This is a genomic window from Leuconostoc inhae, from assembly GCF_019656015.1.
GTDB classification, from domain to species: domain Bacteria; phylum Bacillota; class Bacilli; order Lactobacillales; family Lactobacillaceae; genus Leuconostoc; species Leuconostoc inhae_A.
Genome location: NZ_BPKW01000012.1, coordinates 1 through 18,565 on the forward strand (window position 1 = coordinate 1; position 18,565 = coordinate 18,565).

Consider the following 18,565-nt stretch of genomic DNA (forward strand, 5'->3'; position numbering starts at 1 on the left):
ATCCGTTGGACACGTTTATGGTTCACTGGTTTTTCACCACGTGCTGCGCGACGTTGATTAATATAGTGTGTCATAGGCCGATAACCTAGTGCATCTGCGAATGATACCAACTCATCATCGGCACGAATAGCCTGTATCGTTTCGATGATGGTCTGGTCCTTGTTTTTAGGCGGTTGTTGGCTCGCTTTTAACGCGGCGTAAAATGAACTAGAGGCTAGGCTAGCAATCGTTAATAACTGGCATAATTTATAGGCGGGCCGTAATGTCTCTATAACTTTGGCTTTTTCTTGGTTTGATCCATTACGGCCCGCAATTTTTTTAGATAAGCATTCTCAGCTTCGAGATAAGCATTCCGTGCCTTGAGTTGTTTCAGTTGTTCGACTGCAGTAAATTCATGATTTGTAGCCATCGGTCTAGCTCGCTTTCTTTTATCAGTCAGTCCAGCGAGGCCTTGCGTCTCATACTGATGTTGCCATTGCCAAATTGTTGCTGGATGACTGATACTGAACTGTTTAGCTGTTTCTGGAAAAGAGGCATCGTGAGCGCGTAACCACGTGATGACTTTTAGTTTAAACGCTATCGTATATTTTGGCAACAGGGAACTTTTAGTCAACCCAGCTAACCCCTTAGTTTGCCATAAATAGACCCAACGTAGAATCGTGCCTTTGACTGGCAGACCTAACATTTTGGCAATAGTCGTTGACCCGTTGCCAGCTTCATATAGTTGTACAGCTTTAATTTTGGTAGCGATGGTATATTTGGCCATAATGAGTAAAACCCCTTGAATTAGATTTCCTCCAATTCAAGGGGTTCAGTTCAAACGGGTTTTTTTAGTTAAAACGTTGTAAATTTTCAATGCTAGTCACTTCAAAGTGCTTTTTATCTAGATGCTTAACGAGTTTTTGTAATGTGATACTGTCAAATACAAGTGGTAATGTGAACATTAAAGTAATGGTATCATTTGATGGTTGTAAGCTAAGCACAGATTCAATATTTGAATATTTGGCTATAATTGTTGAAATCTTTTTAAGATCACCTTGTGTTTTGTGTGTTGCAACAGAGATGGCAACACCACCAGTACGAACAGACCAGCTTTGTGATAATAAATCCATTAATGCATCGTGGGTGAATATACCGGTAAAATGATGATTATCATCTAGTACAGCAATAAATGGGAGGTCACGAATGGCAAAAAACACTTCATAAAATTGACTAGTGGTATAAATAAATTTAGTTGAATTACGCATAATTGTCGTGACAGGCAGATTCATATCACCATTTTTAGCGATATGTTCGTAAACATGTTGCTTATAAACATTGCCACGAAAAAGGTTGCCAGATTCATCTAGAATTGGCATAGTACGCGTGTGTGCTTCGCTTGGTGAATTAAACAAATCGTTCACTTGTGCAATAGTTGTATTTTCAGTTACAGTAGTTAATTCTGACTTTGGGGTGATTAAAGTTTCATGGAGCATATACTTATCCTAAAATTAATTTTTTTATCATTAAATAGCCATACATCATGATAACACAGAATTCTGTTATACTGGTAGTTAAGATTGAGAATTTTAGTAAGGAAGCGCGTATAATTAATATGAAATATATCATTGGATTAGGTAATATCGGGTTAGAGTACGATAAGACAAGACATAATATTGGATTTATGGCGGTTGATGCTTTTGCGGCAGCACACAATGTGGCATTTGCACCTAGCAAACAATTTGCTACAATAGCAAAATTAACTGTTGATGGCGAACAGGTAATACTAGTTAAGCCAACAACATATATGAATGATTCTGGTAAAGCGGTGCGCGCAATACTCGATTATTATGGTGGCGACATTAATACTGATGTCATGGTGTTAGTCGATGATATGGATTTACCCTTTGGTAAATTACGATTTCGTGCAAAAGGTTCAGCAGGTGGCCATAATGGTTTGAAGTCCATCATTGCACATACTGGATCACAAACATTCTTACGACTTAAATTTGGTTTGGGACATCCAAACCATGAGCAACAGGCAGTTATTCATTATGTTTTGGGTAAATTTTCACGTGCTGAAACAGATGATGTCAATCATATGTTAGATCATAGCACGTTTGCCATTGAAGAGTGGATTAAAGGTGATGGCATATCAGAATTAAGTAATAAGTATAATGGCTAATACTTAATAATCATTTAACGTATATATCAAACGACTGATAGGGGACCAAGTTTTAAGCATGTTAACTCATTTTTTAGCACAATCAGATACAATTAAACATCTTAACGAGCAAGCAACTGAAGGTTCTTCGCAGTTGCTTTTAGGTGTCAATGGTAGTGCACGAGCTGCAAGTATCGCAGCGCTATATCAAGCAAATCCACGTCAAATGTTAGTTGTTACAGACACACAAGTGCATGCTGATCAATTATTTTCTGACTTATCAAGTCTTATGGCAAATGTCTTTAACTTTCCTGCAGAAGAGTCTTTGGCAACAGAAATTGCGATTAGTTCACCTGACTTACGGCTGCAACGTGTGGCGACTTTATTAGCCTTAAGAAAAGGTGAGGCTGAAGTTGTTGTGGCAAGTCTAGCTGGCGTCGAACGGTTACTACCTAAACCAGAAACAGTTGATATGGCAGGATTATCATTGACAGTTGGGCAGACCTACCAGTTAAGCGACATAAAAAAAACATTAATGATGATGGGTTACATACCAACAAAATTAGTACAAGGTGCTGGTGAGTTTGCACAACGTGGCTCTATTATTGACATTTACCCAATAACTAGTGATGAACCTATTCGGTTAGATTTTTTTGATGATGAATTGGATCAATTGAAAAATTTTGATGTATCAACACAAAAAAGTACGACGGTTCTTAAAAACTATCATGTGCAGCCGGCGACTGATTTTATTGTGTCAGAGGCGCAATATGATGTTGCTAAACAAACAATTGAGACGGCATTTAATAACTATCGTAAGGCATTGACAGGTGTTGCAAAAAAACATGCAACAGAAGGATTTGCGTCAACACAGAATGTATTAAATGAGCATGGTCGTGTGAATCATTTGTTGCCTTACGCAACCCAATTTTTTGATGGCGAAACAACCTTATTGGCCTATTTTTCGAAAGATGTTTTGGTTTTTGTGGACGAATTCACGCGATTAAAAGACATGCAACTCCAACAATTAACCTATGATCAGGAATGGTTAGATAAACAATTGTCAGCCTATCAAGTCATTCCTGGGCAACTATTACGCGCAGACTTTACTGATTTATTAACGCAAAATCAACGTGCAACGATCTATTTAGCAAATTTTAAACGTGGATTGAATAACATTAAGTTTACTAATATTGAAGAAGTTACGACTCGTCCGGCTAACCAATATTATGGGCAAATTGAGACACTTAGGACCGATTTGCAGTATGCACAAGATGCTGGCATGACGGTTATCTTGTTAAGTAATGATGACAAACAACGACAGCACCTCAGTGAGTCTTTAAGCGATGTTAAGGTGCCAATTGTTGAAACCCGTCAAGTACAGCCAAATCAAGTGCAGCTAATGACAGGTGATTTAGCCATAGGATTTGAGTGGCCAAAATTACATTTAATCGTATTAACAGCACACGAATTATTTACCCAAACACGACAAGTAGCACCAAGACAACGTAAAATTAACAATGCGGAGCGTTTAAAATCATACAGTGAATTGAATGTCGGTGACTATGTCGTGCATATCAATCATGGTATTGGTCGTTATGAAGGCTTACAGACAATGACGGTTGATGGTGGTAAACAAGATTATTTATCTATCGCTTATCAAAAAAATGCTAAAATTTTTATTCCAGTCACCCAGTTAAATTTAATTCAGAAGTATATTGGTGCATCAGATGCTGCAAAAGCGCCTAAATTAAATAAACTCGGTGGTGTTGAGTGGGCAAAGACTAAGCGACAAGTGGCAGCAAAAATCGAAGATATTGCTGATGATTTATTGGACCTTTATGCCAAACGTGAAGCGCAACAGGGTTATGCCTTTCCACCAGATGACACAGACCAACTGAAATTTGACATGGCCTTTGGTTATCCAGAAACGCCAGATCAAATTCGTTCGATTGAAGAAATTAAAGTTGATATGCAAAAGATACGACCAATGGATCGCCTATTAGTGGGGGATGTTGGTTTTGGTAAAACAGAAGTCGCTTTAAGGGCAGTTTTTAAAGCAGTGCATGCGGGCAAACAGGTCGCATTTTTAGCACCAACGACAATTTTAGTGCAGCAACATTATGAAACGATGCTAGCACGTTTCAATGATTTTCCAAATATTAAAATTGGCGTACTGAGTCGCTTCCAAACAACTGCGCAAAATAAATTTGTGATTAAACAATTGAATGAACATAAAATTGATGTTGTCGTTGGCACACATCGCCTGTTGAGTAAAGATGTTGATTTTTTAGATCTTGGTCTGTTGATTATTGATGAAGAGCAACGTTTTGGCGTTAAACACAAGGAGCGGCTCAAGCAACTGCGTCATAGTGTCGATGTACTAACCTTGACGGCAACACCAATTCCGCGAACATTAAACATGGCGATGGTTGGTGCAAGAGATTTATCAATTATTGAAACACCTCCGGCTAATCGTTATCCAATTCAAACTTATGTTTTAGAAGCAGATTGGATAATTGTGAGAAATGCCATTGAAAAGGAACTAGCCCGTGGTGGTCAGGTGTTTTATCTACATAATCGCGTAGCAGATATTGATCGTGTGGCTAGTCAAATCGAGGATTTGGTGCCATCTGCACGTGTGGGCGCTATTCATGGTCAAATGTCTGAAACACAGTTAGAGAGTGTTTTGTATGATTTCTTGAATGGTAATTACGATGTGCTAGTCACAACGACAATTATCGAAACAGGTGTTGATATTCCCAATGCTAATACTTTAATTGTTGAAAATGCAGATCATATGGGCTTATCACAGCTATACCAATTACGTGGTCGTGTTGGCCGGTCAGCTCGTTTAGCATATGCCTATTTTACTTATCCATTTTCAAGAACACCAAGTGAAGAAGCAGAGAAACGCCTTGAAGCAATCCGTGATTTTACGGAATTGGGTTCTGGGTTTCGTATTGCCATGCGTGATTTAAGCATTCGTGGCGCAGGTGATATACTTGGTAAACAGCAGCATGGCTTTATTGATTCAGTTGGTTATGACATGTATACGAAGATGTTAAAAGACGCTGTTGCAACAAAACAGGGTCAAACAGCTACGACAAGCAAAGCGACAGAAACAGATGCTGAATTAATTCTTGGTGTATTAGCTTACTTGCCAGATACTTATGTGCCAGATAATGCACAAAAAATTGAATTGTATACTCGTATTCGCCAAGCACGCACAGATAAAGAATTCGAAGAAATTGAGACGGACATGCTTGACCGTTTTGGTGACATGCCAGATGAAGTAGCTCGACTATTACTTGTCGGTCAAATTAAGCAATTGGCTGACCAAGCACGAGTAACCAATATAAGAAGGCAGAGACAACAGTTAGCAATTGTGTTTAATTCTGATGCGACGGCGACATTAGCTGGCGAGGCCATTTTTGAAACATTGGTCGATGTGCCATTAAAGGTAGCTGTACGAACAGAGACCGGTAATTTACAAGTTATCATAACAGTTAATGATGTGGCTGAAAGTAGCATTTGGTTGAACATTTTACGTGATTTTTTGCTGACTGTAATTACACGGCAACAAGTAACATCATGACATTGTGTCAAAAAATTAAGAACATCAAGAGGAAAAAACAATGCGTTTAGATAAATATTTAAAAGTGTCACGCTTAATTAAGCGTCGAACAGTTGCTAAAGAAATTGCCGATCAAGGCCGTATTTCAATTAATGGTAAAGTCGCTAAATCGTCGTCAGACGTTTCGACAAACGATGAGCTTGAAGTACGATTTGGTAATAAAACCTTGACAGTAAAAGTAGTTAAAATTGTGGAAACAACTAAAAAAGAGGCTTCTGCCGATATGTATGAAATTGTCAGTGAGACTTTTTCACAAGATTTTCGAGAAACTGGTAGTGAAAAATAATCTAATGTTTAAACAAATCTAAAGATTGTTGAAAAAATGCTAAGAACATGCCAAACTAGGAATAGGTAAAATTCATGTCGACTTACAACAGAAGACAATCGCATAAACAGCGTGTTAATCCAGAAATACGAGCTATTATTCGTCATTCGGAACCGGCCAATATGCAAGCTAAAAAGCATTATCAAAGGGCCCATGCTAATCGTGAGAAAAAGATCCTCTTTTTTGGTGCAGTTTTTGCCACAATATTTGCGATACAATTATTGATTAGCCAAGTTAAGTTGCATACAGCAAATGTGACGTTAACTGCTTCTCAAGATCGCTTAACGGCTGTTCAAAAAACAAATAGTGATTTAAAATCTGATCGAAAACGTTTAGATGATCCAACATACTTACAGCAAATTTTACGTGATAAATATGGTTACACAAAACAAGGTGAAATCATTTATAATTTACCCTCAGATAATAATTAACTTGGCACCTCATTGGTGCTTTTTCTATAATGACTGAAAAAATTCAAAAACAATTACAATTATATAATTGGGAGGCCACAGTTATTGTGGCTGTTTCTGGTGGTGTCGATTCTGTTGTATTACTGCACACATTACGACAACAGTTACCAGATGCAAAGCTTGTTGTGGCTCATGTTAACTATCATTTACGTGAAGAAAGCGATGCGGACGAAAAATTTGTTCGCCACTTAGCAGATAACTATCAAGCCATATTTGAACAAACAGAATGGTTAAATGTGCCTGATACTGCAGTAGAAAAACAGGCACGTAATTTTCGGTATCGATTTTTTGAGCAGCTAGCCAATAAATATCATACGACGACTGTTGTTGTTGCCCATCATGAAGATGATCAAACAGAAACAGTATTATTAAAGTTGATACGTGGCGGACAATTGATGCAATTAGCTGGTATGAATAGGCAAAACCAAAGGATTGTTAGACCTTTTTTGTTGATAACTAAGCAAGAATTAGTCAGTTATGCACAAAAACACAACTTGAATTGGCATGAAGATAAAACAAATCATGATGCCTCGTATACCCCTCGAAATTTTCTGCGACAAATTATTATTCCGCAACTTAAAAAAATTAATCCGCGTGTTGTCCCACATATTAATGCATTTGCTCAGCAAATCAAAAAACAAGATGATTTAATCACTGCTCAAGTTGAAATATATGTGCAAACCATTGAGAATAATTGGCAAATTATTCCAAATATTTGGCTGGAACCGACTATTAAATACTATATTCAAAAAAAAGGCATTTATCAGTTTAAGCAAGCACAAATTTTACAAGTAATTAAGCTACTTCATAATGATAAAAAGCCCATTGGTAGGGTGGAATTATCTAAAAATGTTAATTTTGTTAAGTCTTATCAACATATTCATCTCGAAAACAGTACAAAAATGACAAATACACTACAAATTTTGCCACCAATTATGTTAAAATTAAACCAATGGCAAAATTTCGCAAAAAACACGTTTTTATGGACAAATTCTGAACCAAACAGCGATGATCAAAGCGTCTCATTTAATCTAGCGCAATTGCCGACGCAATTATACTTGCGCCCAGTTAAAACAAGTGATAAACTTGCACTCATACATGGCCATAAAAAGTTGCGACGGTTAGCAATTGATGAGAAATTATCAACATTAGAGCGGCAAGAAATGCAAGTCTTGGCAACTCAAAATGATGAGGTTATTGCAGTCAAAATGCGTCAACATTGGCGTGTAAATGCGGATTTTGTTAGCAAACAAGATGTGAAACCATATTGGTTAGCATGGCGAATTGAGGAAAAGTAGTGAATAATGATATACAAGAAGTATTGTTTAATCAAGCTAACATACATGATGCAGCAGTATGATTAGGCCAACAAATTACACATGATTACGCAGGTGAAAAACCAGTCGTGTTATCAGTACTAAAAGGTGCCTATCTTTGGACAGCCGACTTATTGCGCGAGGTAGATTTATATCTTGATTTAGAATTCATCAATGTTTCAAGTTACCACGGTGGCGTTAAGAGTACAGACGAAATCACCTTAGTGACTGATATTCGTTCTGATATCATGGGGCGTCAGGTCATTATCTTAGAAGACATTGTAGATACTGGTCAATCCTTACTCTTTATGAAAGAGTTACTCGCAAAACGTGGTGCAACATCGATTAAAGTAGCTACGTTACTTGATAAAAAGGCTGGACGAAAAGTAGATATTGAAGCTGATTATGTTGGGTTTAATGTGCGTAATGAGTTTGTTGTTGGTTATGGTTTAGATTACAAAGAGTTATATCGCAACTTACCATATGTTGGTATTTTGAAAAAAGAAGTTTATACTAATTAACTTCTAGAAATTGGGGAAACTTCATGAATAATAATCAAAAAGGTGGTTTCTTAAAAAGTTCTATCTTCTATGTTTTCATTTTTCTTGCTGTAGTTGGTATGATTTATGGTTTGTTTGGTAACGATAAGTCAACTTCTAAAACCTTAACATCAAGTGAATTTTTGAAAGCATTGAGTGATAAAGACCTTAAGTCAATCACAGTGCAGCCAGGAAATGGTATTTATAATATTTCTGGTGAATATAGAGAAGCAAAGACTGTAAAATCTGATAAGGGTTTTAATATTTTACAGCAGTCACAAAAGGTCACAAAGTTCACTTCAACTGTACTGCCAAATGATGCATCATTGAAATCAGTGACAGATACAGCTAAAACGACTAAAACTGATCTGGTAACTAAACAACAGGAGTCATCTGGTTTTTGGTTAAATCTCTTAGTGTCGGTTGTACCAATTGTACTGATTGTTGGTGTCTTTTATCTAATGATGAGTCAAGCAGGTGGCAAGGGCGGTCAAGGCGGTATGATGAGTTTTGGCAAGTCTAAAGCTAAGCCATCAGATCCAAAAGATAATAAGGTGCGTTTCTCTGATGTAGCTGGTGCAGAAGAAGAAAAGCAAGAATTAGTTGAAGTTGTTGAATTCTTAAAATCACCTAAAAAATTCGTTAATTTAGGTGCACGTATTCCAAAGGGTGTTTTACTTGAAGGCCCTCCGGGAACTGGTAAAACATTGTTAGCTAAAGCTGTTGCCGGTGAAGCAAACGTACCATTCTTTTCAATGTCTGGATCAGATTTCGTTGAAATGTTTGTTGGTGTTGGTGCTTCACGTGTTCGTGATTTGTTTGAAAATGCTAAAAAGTCAGCGCCAGCTATTATCTTCATTGATGAAATAGATGCCGTTGGTCGTCGCCGTGGTACTGGTATGGGTGGCGGAAATGATGAACGTGAACAAACATTGAACCAAATTTTGATTGAAATGGATGGCTTTGAAGGCTCAGAAGGTGTTATCATTCTTGCCTCTACTAACCGTTCTGATGTATTAGATCCAGCCTTGCTTCGTTCTGGTCGATTTGATCGTAAGATATTGATTGGCGCACCTGATGTTAAGGGGCGTGAAGCGATACTTAGTGTTCATGCTAAGAACAAGCCATTAGCTGATAATGTTGATTTGAAAGCAGTCGCACAACAAACACCAGGTTATGTTGGTGCTGACTTGGAAAACCTTTTGAATGAAGCAGCTTTGTTGGCTGCTCGTCGTAACAAGAAAAAAGTGGATGCTTCAGATATTGATGAGGCTGAAGATCGTATTTTCCAAGGACCTGCTAAAACAAATCGTGGTATGTCTGAAAGAGAACGTCGGACAACCGCCTATCATGAAGCAGGGCATGCTTTGGTAGGACTGATTCGCTCTGAGGCTTCAATTGTTCGTAAAGTTACAATTGTACCGCGTGGTCGTATTGGTGGTTATGCGCTAATGACACCTAAGACAGATCGTTATAATTTACGTTACTCAGAAGCCAAAGAGCAATTGGCTGGGTTAATGGGTGGCCGAGCAGCTGAATTATTCATGTTTAATGAAGCAAGTTCGGGCGCTTCAAATGATTTCCAACAAGCAACTGGACTAACACGTCAAATGGTTACTGCGTTTGGTATGTCAGACAAATTGGGTATGGTTCAGTTAGAAGGCAATGCGAGTGTTGGTTATGCCGAACAAGCAGGCAATCGTGCCTATTCTGAAGAAACAGCGCGCTTGATTGATGAAGAAGTGCGTCGGTTGTCTAAAGAAGCTTTCGATGATGCCACAAAAATTATTTCTGAGCATAAAGATAAGTTAATTGCTATTGCTGAAGCTTTACTAGAAGTAGAAACTTTGGACGAAAAGCAAATTAAAGATATCTATGAAACAGGTAAGTTTACGCGTAAAGATATTCAAGAAAACGATGAGTTGGCAACAGCCAAGTCGTTTGATGAAGCCAAAGCAGCAGTCGATGCTAAGGATTCTGAGGCGGAAGCACGTTTTGAACATCATGATGAATCTGAAGAAGATGATCATTCAGAAGCTGATCACTCAAGCGACTCTTCAAATGATGACAATGCTGATGAAAATAAGTAAAATAGGAGTTGACGGTAGCGTCAACTTTTTTATTGTAAATAATCGATAATATCTAAAAAAGAAAGAAAAAAATGGCAGATCAATTTATTAAAGCAATAACCAAAAATAAATATTTCCGTGCCTATGCTTTGAATGGTACTAATCTTGTAGGTCAAGCAACCGCAGCACATGAAACATCTCGATTGGCTTCTGTTGTATTAGGCCGAGGTCTTTTGGCCACGAGTTTGACTGCACAATCCGTCCTTAAAGGTGAAGAGCGGATGTCAATTCAGATTAATGGTCGTGGCCCGATTGGTAATGTGGTCGTGGAGGCAGATGCTAAAGGCAGTGTACGTGGCTACGTCACCAATGATAAGTTAACAGCTATTTTTGATGATAATAACCAATTAGACGTTGCGCAAGCGGTAGGAACTAATGGCTTTTTACAAATTACTAAATTTGCGCCATACTCAAATCCTTATATTGGTCAAAGCCAGCTAGTATCTGGTGAAATTGGCGATGATTTCACATATTATCTGGCCCAATCAGAACAGATTCCTTCAGTTGTTGGTGTTTCTGTGTATATGAACGACGATGATTCAGTAAAATCTGCTGGTGGGTTTTTAGTTCAAGCATTGCCCGACGCCACTGATGAAGCAATTGATCAACTTGAGGCAGAGTTAAAAAATATGAAACCCTTGTCTGATATGTTGATCGACAATTATACACCTTTACAAATATTGGAAGCCATTTTTGGAGAGGGTGAGGTTGAAATCTTGCAAGTCGCTGGTGTTGGTTTAGCAGCAGAGCCAACAAAAGAGGCTTATCGCGACATGTTAACAACACTACCTGCTATTGAAATTCAAGCTATGATTGATGAAGATAATGGTGCTGAAATTGTTGGTAAATTTTCAGGTAAACGCTATTTCTTTACACCTGAAGAATTGCAAGACGTTATTTTGGAAATTAATGCTAATAACGCTGACTGACCTTTGAGATTGAGACTGATTTTTGGTATAGTAATTGTTAGTGACAACTTTTAGAACTGGTCAATTGATAACGAAATAAACTGGAGGAAATGTATTTGGATGCACGTTGAGTTAATGATGTGTTCCAGGTACTTTAAAAACATGGTAGAAGAAAAAGCCCTTAATGATCAAATGATGGCACGCCGTCAAAAATTAGCAACGCTTGTTGACGATTTACATTTAGATCCATTTGGTAAACGATTTGAACGTACAGCAAAAGCACAAGAATTGCATGATTTATATGATGATACTAGTCTTGAAACGCTTGAAGCTGACCAACATGAAGTTATTATTGCTGGCCGTATGATTGCTAAGCGTGGTGCTGGAAAAGTTATTTTTGCTGATTTCAGAGATGTTTCCGGTAAAATCCAAATGTATGCGAAACGTGATGATTTAGGTGAAAATTATCCGATTATCAAACGTGCTGATTTGGGTGATTTTATTGGCATCAAAGGTATCGTTATGAAAACAGAAGCCGGCGAATTGACAATTTTGGCAACGCAATTGACTCATTTAACAAAAGCTTTGCGACCAATGCCTGATAAATTTCATGGCATTGCTGATGTTGAGACACGTTACCGCAAACGCTATTTGGACTTAATTGCTAATGAAGAGTCATTTAAAAAATTCCAATTGCGTTCAAAAATCATTTCGGCTATTCGTGGCTACATGGATTCACAAGACTTTATGGAAGTTGAAACACCTATTTTACAGACTGAAGCTGGTGGTGCTGCGGCACGTCCTTTTATCACACACCACAATGCTTTAAACATTGATATGTACATGCGTATTGCAACTGAACTGTATTTGAAGCGCCTAGTTGTAGGTGGCTTTGAACGTGTGTATGAAATGGGCCGTATTTTCCGTAACGAGGGCATGGATCCAAAGCACAACCCAGAATTTACCACAATGGAAACATATGCTGCTTATATGGATTTTACTGACGTGATGGACGAAACTGAAGGTATTTTCAAGGCAGCAGCAGCAGTTGTGTCTGACGATCTTAAAGTGACCTATCAAGGCACAGAGATTGACCTTGGCGTAAAGTTTGCACGTAAACATATGGTCAATTTGATCAAAGAACAAACGGGCATTGATTTTTGGCAAGAAATGTCTGTTGAAGAAGCGCAAAAATTAGCTGATGATAAGCACGTTAAGTACGAAAAGTATTGGGGTGTTGGCCATATTATTAACGCTTTCTTTGAAGAATTTGTTGAAGATACTCTGATTCAACCAGTGTTCGTTTATGGACATCCAGTTGATGTGTCACCTTTAGCAAAGAAAAATGCTGATGATTCACGCTTTACAGATCGTTTTGAGTTGTTCATTATGGGTAGCGAGTATGGTAATGCCTTTACGGAATTAAACGACCCTATTGATCAACGTGCGCGTTTTGAGGCACAAGTTGCTGAACGTGAAAATGGTAATGATGAAGCTGAAAATATCGATGAAGACTTCATTGAAGCTTTGGAATATGGTATGCCACCAACAGGTGGCTTAGGAATTGGGATTGATCGGTTAGTTATGTTGTTAACCGATTCTGATACAATTCGTGATGTACTACTATTTCCAACAATGCGTTAATTAATTATTAAAAAAGGCTTGACATAGACGGTAGTTATTAGATATAATAATTAAGTTGTGTTAAGCAATTATTCCGACTTAGCTCAGTTGGTAGAGCACTTGACTGTTAATCAGGTTGTCGTCGGTTCGAGCCCGACAGTCGGAGTTTTATGAGAAGCAAATCTTTCGAGATTTGCTTTTTTTGTGCAATATTTTTATACCGAAAAGTGTTGACAAACAAGAGCGAAACTGGCATAATTAAATAGTTGTGTTAAGCAATTATTCCGACTTAGCTCAGTTGGTAGAGCACCTGACTGTTAATCAGGTTGTCGTCGGTTCGAGCCCGACAGTCGGAGTTTTATGATAACTTCAATGTTATTTATTTGCCGATGTAGCTCAGTTGGTAGAGCACGGGTATCGTAAACCTGGGGTCGGAGGTTCGATTCCTCTCGTCGGCACTAATTACGTTATATTATCGAGGTAAACCTTGACTGGTTTACTTTTTTTGTTTGCAATGGTAATTCATGTTATTATTTTAGTCGATTAGCAAGTTGAAATCATATTGCTATTTATTACTTTTTTGGTATAATAAATAAGTTAAGGTTACACATAAACCTAACTTTAGGGGGAAATATGAGAAACGAAACACAGCAACATCCTTTTTTTAAGTTAAAAAAAGTTGTCTGTATCACATCTATCACAACGCTTGCGATGGTTAGTTTTTTAACAAATTCGCAACAAGTGAGTGCTGATACAATTAAAGGTCATTCAGAGACCCAAATAAATAATGCCAGTTCAGATAATACGAGTCAAGTTTCTGCTAGTCAAGCTGAAAAATCTGAAACAATTACTAGTACTTCAACGGTACAATCGGCTAATATAACAGAGGCAACGGCAGCCAATTCAAGTAGCTCATCTAGCGTAACAGAAAAATCAGCAGATTCAGATAATCAAATTTCTGATAGTCAGGATAAATCAAAAGTAACAGGTCAAGCAATCAAGAATACTGATAAAACGACGGCTAAAGTTGATCAGCCAACGAATAAGCCAGTTATCATTGATAGCTCAGAACAATCAATGATTGATAAATCAACACCAGTTGTGATAACAACACCCAAAAATGGGTTTGTGACAGAAAATGGTCAAACGAAATATTACCAAAACGATGTCAAAGTTACAGGTGAAAAAAAGATTGATAATAATTGGTATAATTTTGACAGTCAAGGGAATCAATCCAATGGCTTAACAAAATTAGCAAAGAAAACTGTTTATTATGATAATAATGGTAAAATGCACTACGGATATCTGAGTTCGGGTAGTACATATATGTTTTTTGACTTATTTGATGGCCATGCTACTACAGGGCTTAGAAAATATAATCAAGGTTTAGAGTATTATGGACAAGATTTTAAACAGGTTCGTAATAACTATGTCCGCACCAATGCAAAGACGATTTATTTCTTTGGTGCCAACGGTGATGCGGTAAAGGGCAGTCGTAAATATGGTAATAATCAAATGGAGTATTATAGTAACGATTATAATCAAGTTCGTAATAACTATGTCCGCACCAATGCAAAGACAATTTATTTCTTTGGTGCCAATGGTGATGCGATAAAAGGCAGCCGTAAATATGGCAATAACCAAATGGAGTACTATAGTAACGATCATAATCAGGTGCGCAATAACTATGTCCGCACCAATGCAAAGACAATTTATTTCTTTGGTGCTAATGGTGACGCAGTAAGAGGCACACGTTATTATGGTAACAGCAAAATGGAGTACTATGGTAACGATTATAACCAGTTGCGTAACAGTTATGCCAAAACAGGCAATACTTATTATTATTTAGCTGCTAATGGCGATGCTGTTAAGGGATTTAGAAAGTATAGTCAAATTGGTTTAGAATACTATGGTAATGACTATAAGCAGTACCGTAATCGTAATTTTAATGATACTAAAATGAATGCCTATCATGTTAATAAAGAAGGTGACGTTGATCGTGTCACATTAAAGCATACTTGGTATTCTCAATTAAACCAAGGCTACCCAGAAGGCTGTGAAGCAACTGCACTTCAAATAGCGCTTTCCAACAAAAATAAACATTATAGTTTGCCACAAATATATCAAGCTACTGGGTACGGCTTTGATAAGACACCTTCTACTGGCTTCTATGGTAATCCTAGCGGTTGGGGTAGTTCACGAACAGAAACCGTGTTTGCTTCTAAGCTAGCTTCAAGTACACGTCGCTTTGATAGCGGCATTAGTGATTTGACAGGTGCTAAAACTAATGATGTTATCAGTGAAATACTCAATGGTAATCCTGTTGTAACTTGGGGTAATTATTATTGGCAATTAGGCCGTCCCCGTTCATTTCATGTGATGACTATTGTTGGTTATGATAATGGTAAGTTCTTAATTTCAGATCCTTATGCTTATTCAAAAAGAGAATATTTCGTTTCAACCAACACATGGCAGTATGTGAATAGTAATAATAAAGCAATTGGTTGGTCTACACCAAGCGCAATGAATGTTGTTGTTCGTGCCTGAGTTAAAATTAATATAGTAATGTAAGCCGCGAAAGTTAAAGTAACTTTCGCGGCTTTTTTTATGTTTATCGTGTGGATTGTAATTTTAAAATAAATGTCAGTTTATGCGCATCAAAAATGTTAATTAACGGTACTTGGTATCATTGCGATCTAAGACTTACGTAGTAAAAAGTAGACATTTAATGAAATTTGGATATGATTGTGTTGGTAATAATCAAAGTAATTAGTGATTATTTATTATTTTGAGTGAAAAATTTAAGTGCTGTCGGAATTTAGATGACATAAGTTTAGAACGTTTTTGAAATTAAGTTAATAAAACAGATCATTCTTCAATTACACGAAAATGATATAATAATATTTAACAAATATCATGTAAAAAGTACAATTATATACTATAGTAGATTCAAGCAACTAGAGATATTGTGCTAGATTAAGGTGTTTACAAAGTATTAATTGCTATTATTTTTGAGGGACATAAATGACTATAAAAATCGATGACGTCGCAGCGTTCGCTGGAGTTTCAAAAACGACTGTATCTAGGGTATTAAATAAGCGTGGCTATATTAGTGATCTAACTAAACAAAAAGTTAATGATGCGATTATACAGTTAAATTACAGGCCCAATGAGGTAGCGCGCCAATTATTTAAAAAGAGAACTAAAATAGTGGGACTCATTTTTCCAACCGTTGATAATCCTTTTTTTGGACAGCTTGTATCTAGTTTGGAGTTGAAGTTGTTTGATTTAGGTTATAAGGTTTTAATCGGTAATTCTATGAATAATCCAGAAAAAGAAAAAAAGTATCTACAAGAGTTGCTCGCGCATCAGGTAGATGGACTAATTGTGGGCGCTCATAATTATGATATTGAAGCGTACCAGACAGCAAATTTACCTATTGTTGCTATAGATCGTGTTATTAACAATGATGTACCAATAGTATCATCAGATAATTATCAAGGTGGTAAATTGGCAACCGAGGCGTTAATAAACGGTGGGGCTAAAATTATTATCAATACGGATGGACCAGCATTTTTAAAAACACCAGCACATAAAAGAAATGACGCTTATGTTGAAATTATGAAAAAAAATGGCTTATCACCTATTACTTACCTCATTGATTTCAGCTGGGATATAGATCAAAAACAGCAAGAAATAGAAAAAATGTTTGATTTATATCCAGAGATGGACGGTGTTTTTGCGACTAACGACATGGATGCTGTATTAATATGGCAAACAGCTAGTCGATTGGGCATTGATGTGCCTTCGGATTTGAAAATTGTTGGATATGATGGTGCGAATGTTACGCGGAGATTATTGCCAACCTTGACAACAATTAAGCAACCCATTGATGCAATGGCTGAGGCAGCCGTTGCATCACTTGTTAAACGAATGTCTGGTGTTCCTGTAGAAATGGAACAGGTTTTACCGGTCGAATTACAACACGGTCAAACTTGTTGAAATTGATCGTTAAGCATGAAATGAATTTACAGGATAATATAAAAAGCAGAATGATGTTTTCATGTACAAGTCAGCCCAATGAAACAGACTTTTTACGTGTACATAGTTATCATTTTGCTTTTTTAGTGATTAAATAATAATAGGTGTTGCTCTTAATGCGTTTTTTTGTTTGTCTAAAATAATTTGTATGTCGGTACCGGAATCTAAAACGGTATTTTCATTTGATAAGTCATCAATGACCACTGATAACATGGCTAACGGATCTTGTTTTGTAACTTGTAATAAAGAATCTACTTGTGCAGCGAATGCTGAATCACCTGATTCGGTATTTGCTGCCTTGGCAACACAATTGTTATTTGAAATATAATTTTTTGAGCCGCTTAGTACGTGAATAATAACTGGTTTTTCATTTTTTGGCTTAATATATTCAGAATCAATAATTTCTGAGAAGTGATTGCCTATAATTGAATTATTATTGCCATGAATTGCTAATAATCCAAACGTGTCAAGTAACCCATTATCATGAATTTGCATTGGAATCCAAGGCTCACGATCCCGTAGAAAATGATTTGCGGTAATTAGATTTTCAGATGAATCATTTTCTAAAATAACCATGCCGGGATAAAATGAATGAAGAATGTTATTTGAAATGAGAGATCGAGTAACACTATTTAAGTGAATTGAACTTTTCCCGCGTGGGAAAATATTATTAGATGAAATTAATATTTGAGCAAAGTTTTCTGAATAGATTGAATAGCCTTTAAATCCAGCGCCGATTAGATTATCTGTAACCTTAGAAGCTTGACCCCAGCCACGCAGTTCAATACAATTACCACACTCTGCAATAAAATTATCATGAATTGTTAGTGCATCAGCGTTGTATACTATTAAACCGTGTTCTAGATAGACAAGGCCCATACCAGATATTTTGAAAGAGTCTTGTGCATCAGCAATATAAATACCAGTTTTGCCGTTGACATAAGTATTTTCAACATTAGGTTCACTACTGCCGTCAGATATAAAATGAAGTCCATCGATGCAAAAGTTACTGAATTCGACTGAACTAATTCGTGGGCTTCCTGTACGATGCACATAAAAAGCAGCATTTTGATGTTCTAAGTCATTACTATCATAAGATAATTCATTAAGTATTCGACTGCCACCCGGCCATAGCTCGTGTAAGTTTGGCCATTCTTCTTCGGGTACATTAAATCGAATGCTGGAAGATGTAAACCCATGTCCAGAACCTACGATTTTTAAAAAGCTAATATCAATGATGATTTGTGTTTTGAGATGATAATCAGCAGGGGGTAAGTAAATAACTGCACCTGGTTTACCACCATCATTGCTGTCAATGTCTGTTTGCCTTGTTTTAATATCTGAAATAATGCTGTTAATGACTTCACCGATATCTGTGTATGGATTACCAATTGGCCAATTAGTCACATCATAATAATTTGTTTGTGTCATCAT

The 18,565-nt window shown here is 37.0% G+C and carries 13 protein-coding genes, 3 tRNA genes and 1 pseudogene; 14 read left to right on the plus strand and 3 right to left on the minus strand.

Annotation, left to right across the window (positions count from 1 at the left end):
* Positions 1-268: 268 nt before the first annotated feature.
* Both K5Q14_RS07660 and cbpA read right to left on the minus strand, forming a co-directional pair.
* A complete protein-coding gene (locus K5Q14_RS07660; RefSeq protein ID WP_220735212.1) occupies positions 269-766 on the minus strand; it encodes a helix-turn-helix domain-containing protein in 498 nt (165 codons plus the stop codon).
* Between the two features lie 64 nt (positions 767-830).
* A complete protein-coding gene (gene cbpA, locus K5Q14_RS07665) occupies positions 831-1,475 on the minus strand; it encodes a cyclic di-AMP binding protein CbpA (RefSeq protein WP_220735213.1) in 645 nt (214 codons plus the stop codon).
* Positions 1,476-1,594: 119 nt separating this feature from the next.
* Between cbpA and pth the strand changes: the two genes are divergently transcribed.
* From pth to K5Q14_RS07735, 14 genes and pseudogenes are all read left to right on the plus strand, one after another.
* Positions 1,595-2,164 (plus strand): aminoacyl-tRNA hydrolase, encoded by a 570-nt coding sequence (pth, locus tag K5Q14_RS07670; RefSeq protein WP_220735214.1) that lies wholly within the window; start codon positions 1,595-1,597, stop codon positions 2,162-2,164.
* Between the two features lie 58 nt (positions 2,165-2,222).
* Positions 2,223-5,741, plus strand: coding sequence for a transcription-repair coupling factor (gene mfd / locus K5Q14_RS07675; protein WP_220735215.1), 3,519 nt, complete (start codon positions 2,223-2,225; stop codon positions 5,739-5,741).
* Between the two features lie 40 nt (positions 5,742-5,781).
* A complete protein-coding gene (locus K5Q14_RS07680) occupies positions 5,782-6,066 on the plus strand; it encodes an RNA-binding S4 domain-containing protein (protein WP_220735216.1) in 285 nt (94 codons plus the stop codon).
* A gap of 74 nt (positions 6,067-6,140) precedes the next feature.
* Complete coding sequence (locus tag K5Q14_RS07685; RefSeq protein WP_220735217.1) at positions 6,141-6,536, plus strand: FtsB family cell division protein; 396 nt, start codon at positions 6,141-6,143, stop codon at positions 6,534-6,536.
* Between the two features lie 29 nt (positions 6,537-6,565).
* The gene (tilS, locus tag K5Q14_RS07690) at positions 6,566-7,873 is read left to right on the plus strand and encodes a tRNA lysidine(34) synthetase TilS (protein WP_220735218.1); all 1,308 of its coding nucleotides are present in this window, start codon (positions 6,566-6,568) and stop codon (positions 7,871-7,873) included.
* Positions 7,873-8,412 (plus strand): annotated as a pseudogene (gene hpt, locus K5Q14_RS07695) (hypoxanthine phosphoribosyltransferase). The gene tilS and the pseudogene hpt overlap by 1 nt, the downstream one beginning before the upstream one ends.
* 23 nt (positions 8,413-8,435) lie before the next feature.
* A complete protein-coding gene (gene ftsH, locus K5Q14_RS07700; RefSeq protein WP_220735219.1) occupies positions 8,436-10,520 on the plus strand; it encodes an ATP-dependent zinc metalloprotease FtsH in 2,085 nt (694 codons plus the stop codon).
* A 71-nt stretch (positions 10,521-10,591) separates the two neighbouring features.
* Positions 10,592-11,488 (plus strand): Hsp33 family molecular chaperone HslO, encoded by an 897-nt coding sequence (gene hslO / locus K5Q14_RS07705; protein WP_220735220.1) that lies wholly within the window; start codon positions 10,592-10,594, stop codon positions 11,486-11,488.
* 141 nt (positions 11,489-11,629) lie between these two features.
* On the plus strand, positions 11,630-13,111 hold the full coding sequence (gene lysS, locus K5Q14_RS07710) for a lysine--tRNA ligase (protein ID WP_220735221.1): 1,482 nt from the start codon (positions 11,630-11,632) through the stop codon (positions 13,109-13,111).
* 72 nt (positions 13,112-13,183) lie between these two features.
* A tRNA-Asn gene (locus tag K5Q14_RS07715) sits at positions 13,184-13,256 on the plus strand.
* A 117-nt stretch (positions 13,257-13,373) separates the two neighbouring features.
* A tRNA-Asn gene (locus K5Q14_RS07720) sits at positions 13,374-13,446 on the plus strand.
* A 29-nt stretch (positions 13,447-13,475) separates the two neighbouring features.
* Positions 13,476-13,548, plus strand: a tRNA-Thr gene (locus K5Q14_RS07725).
* A gap of 175 nt (positions 13,549-13,723) precedes the next feature.
* Complete coding sequence (locus tag K5Q14_RS07730) at positions 13,724-15,637, plus strand: C39 family peptidase (RefSeq protein ID WP_220735222.1); 1,914 nt, start codon at positions 13,724-13,726, stop codon at positions 15,635-15,637.
* A 477-nt stretch (positions 15,638-16,114) separates the two neighbouring features.
* Entirely contained in the window at positions 16,115-17,092 is a 978-nt protein-coding gene (locus K5Q14_RS07735) for a LacI family DNA-binding transcriptional regulator (protein ID WP_220735223.1), read from the plus strand.
* A gap of 129 nt (positions 17,093-17,221) precedes the next feature.
* Here the strand turns inward: K5Q14_RS07735 and K5Q14_RS07740 are convergent, their stop codons facing one another.
* Positions 17,222-18,565 (minus strand): NosD domain-containing protein, encoded by a 1,344-nt coding sequence (locus K5Q14_RS07740; RefSeq protein ID WP_246587618.1) that lies wholly within the window; start codon positions 18,563-18,565, stop codon positions 17,222-17,224.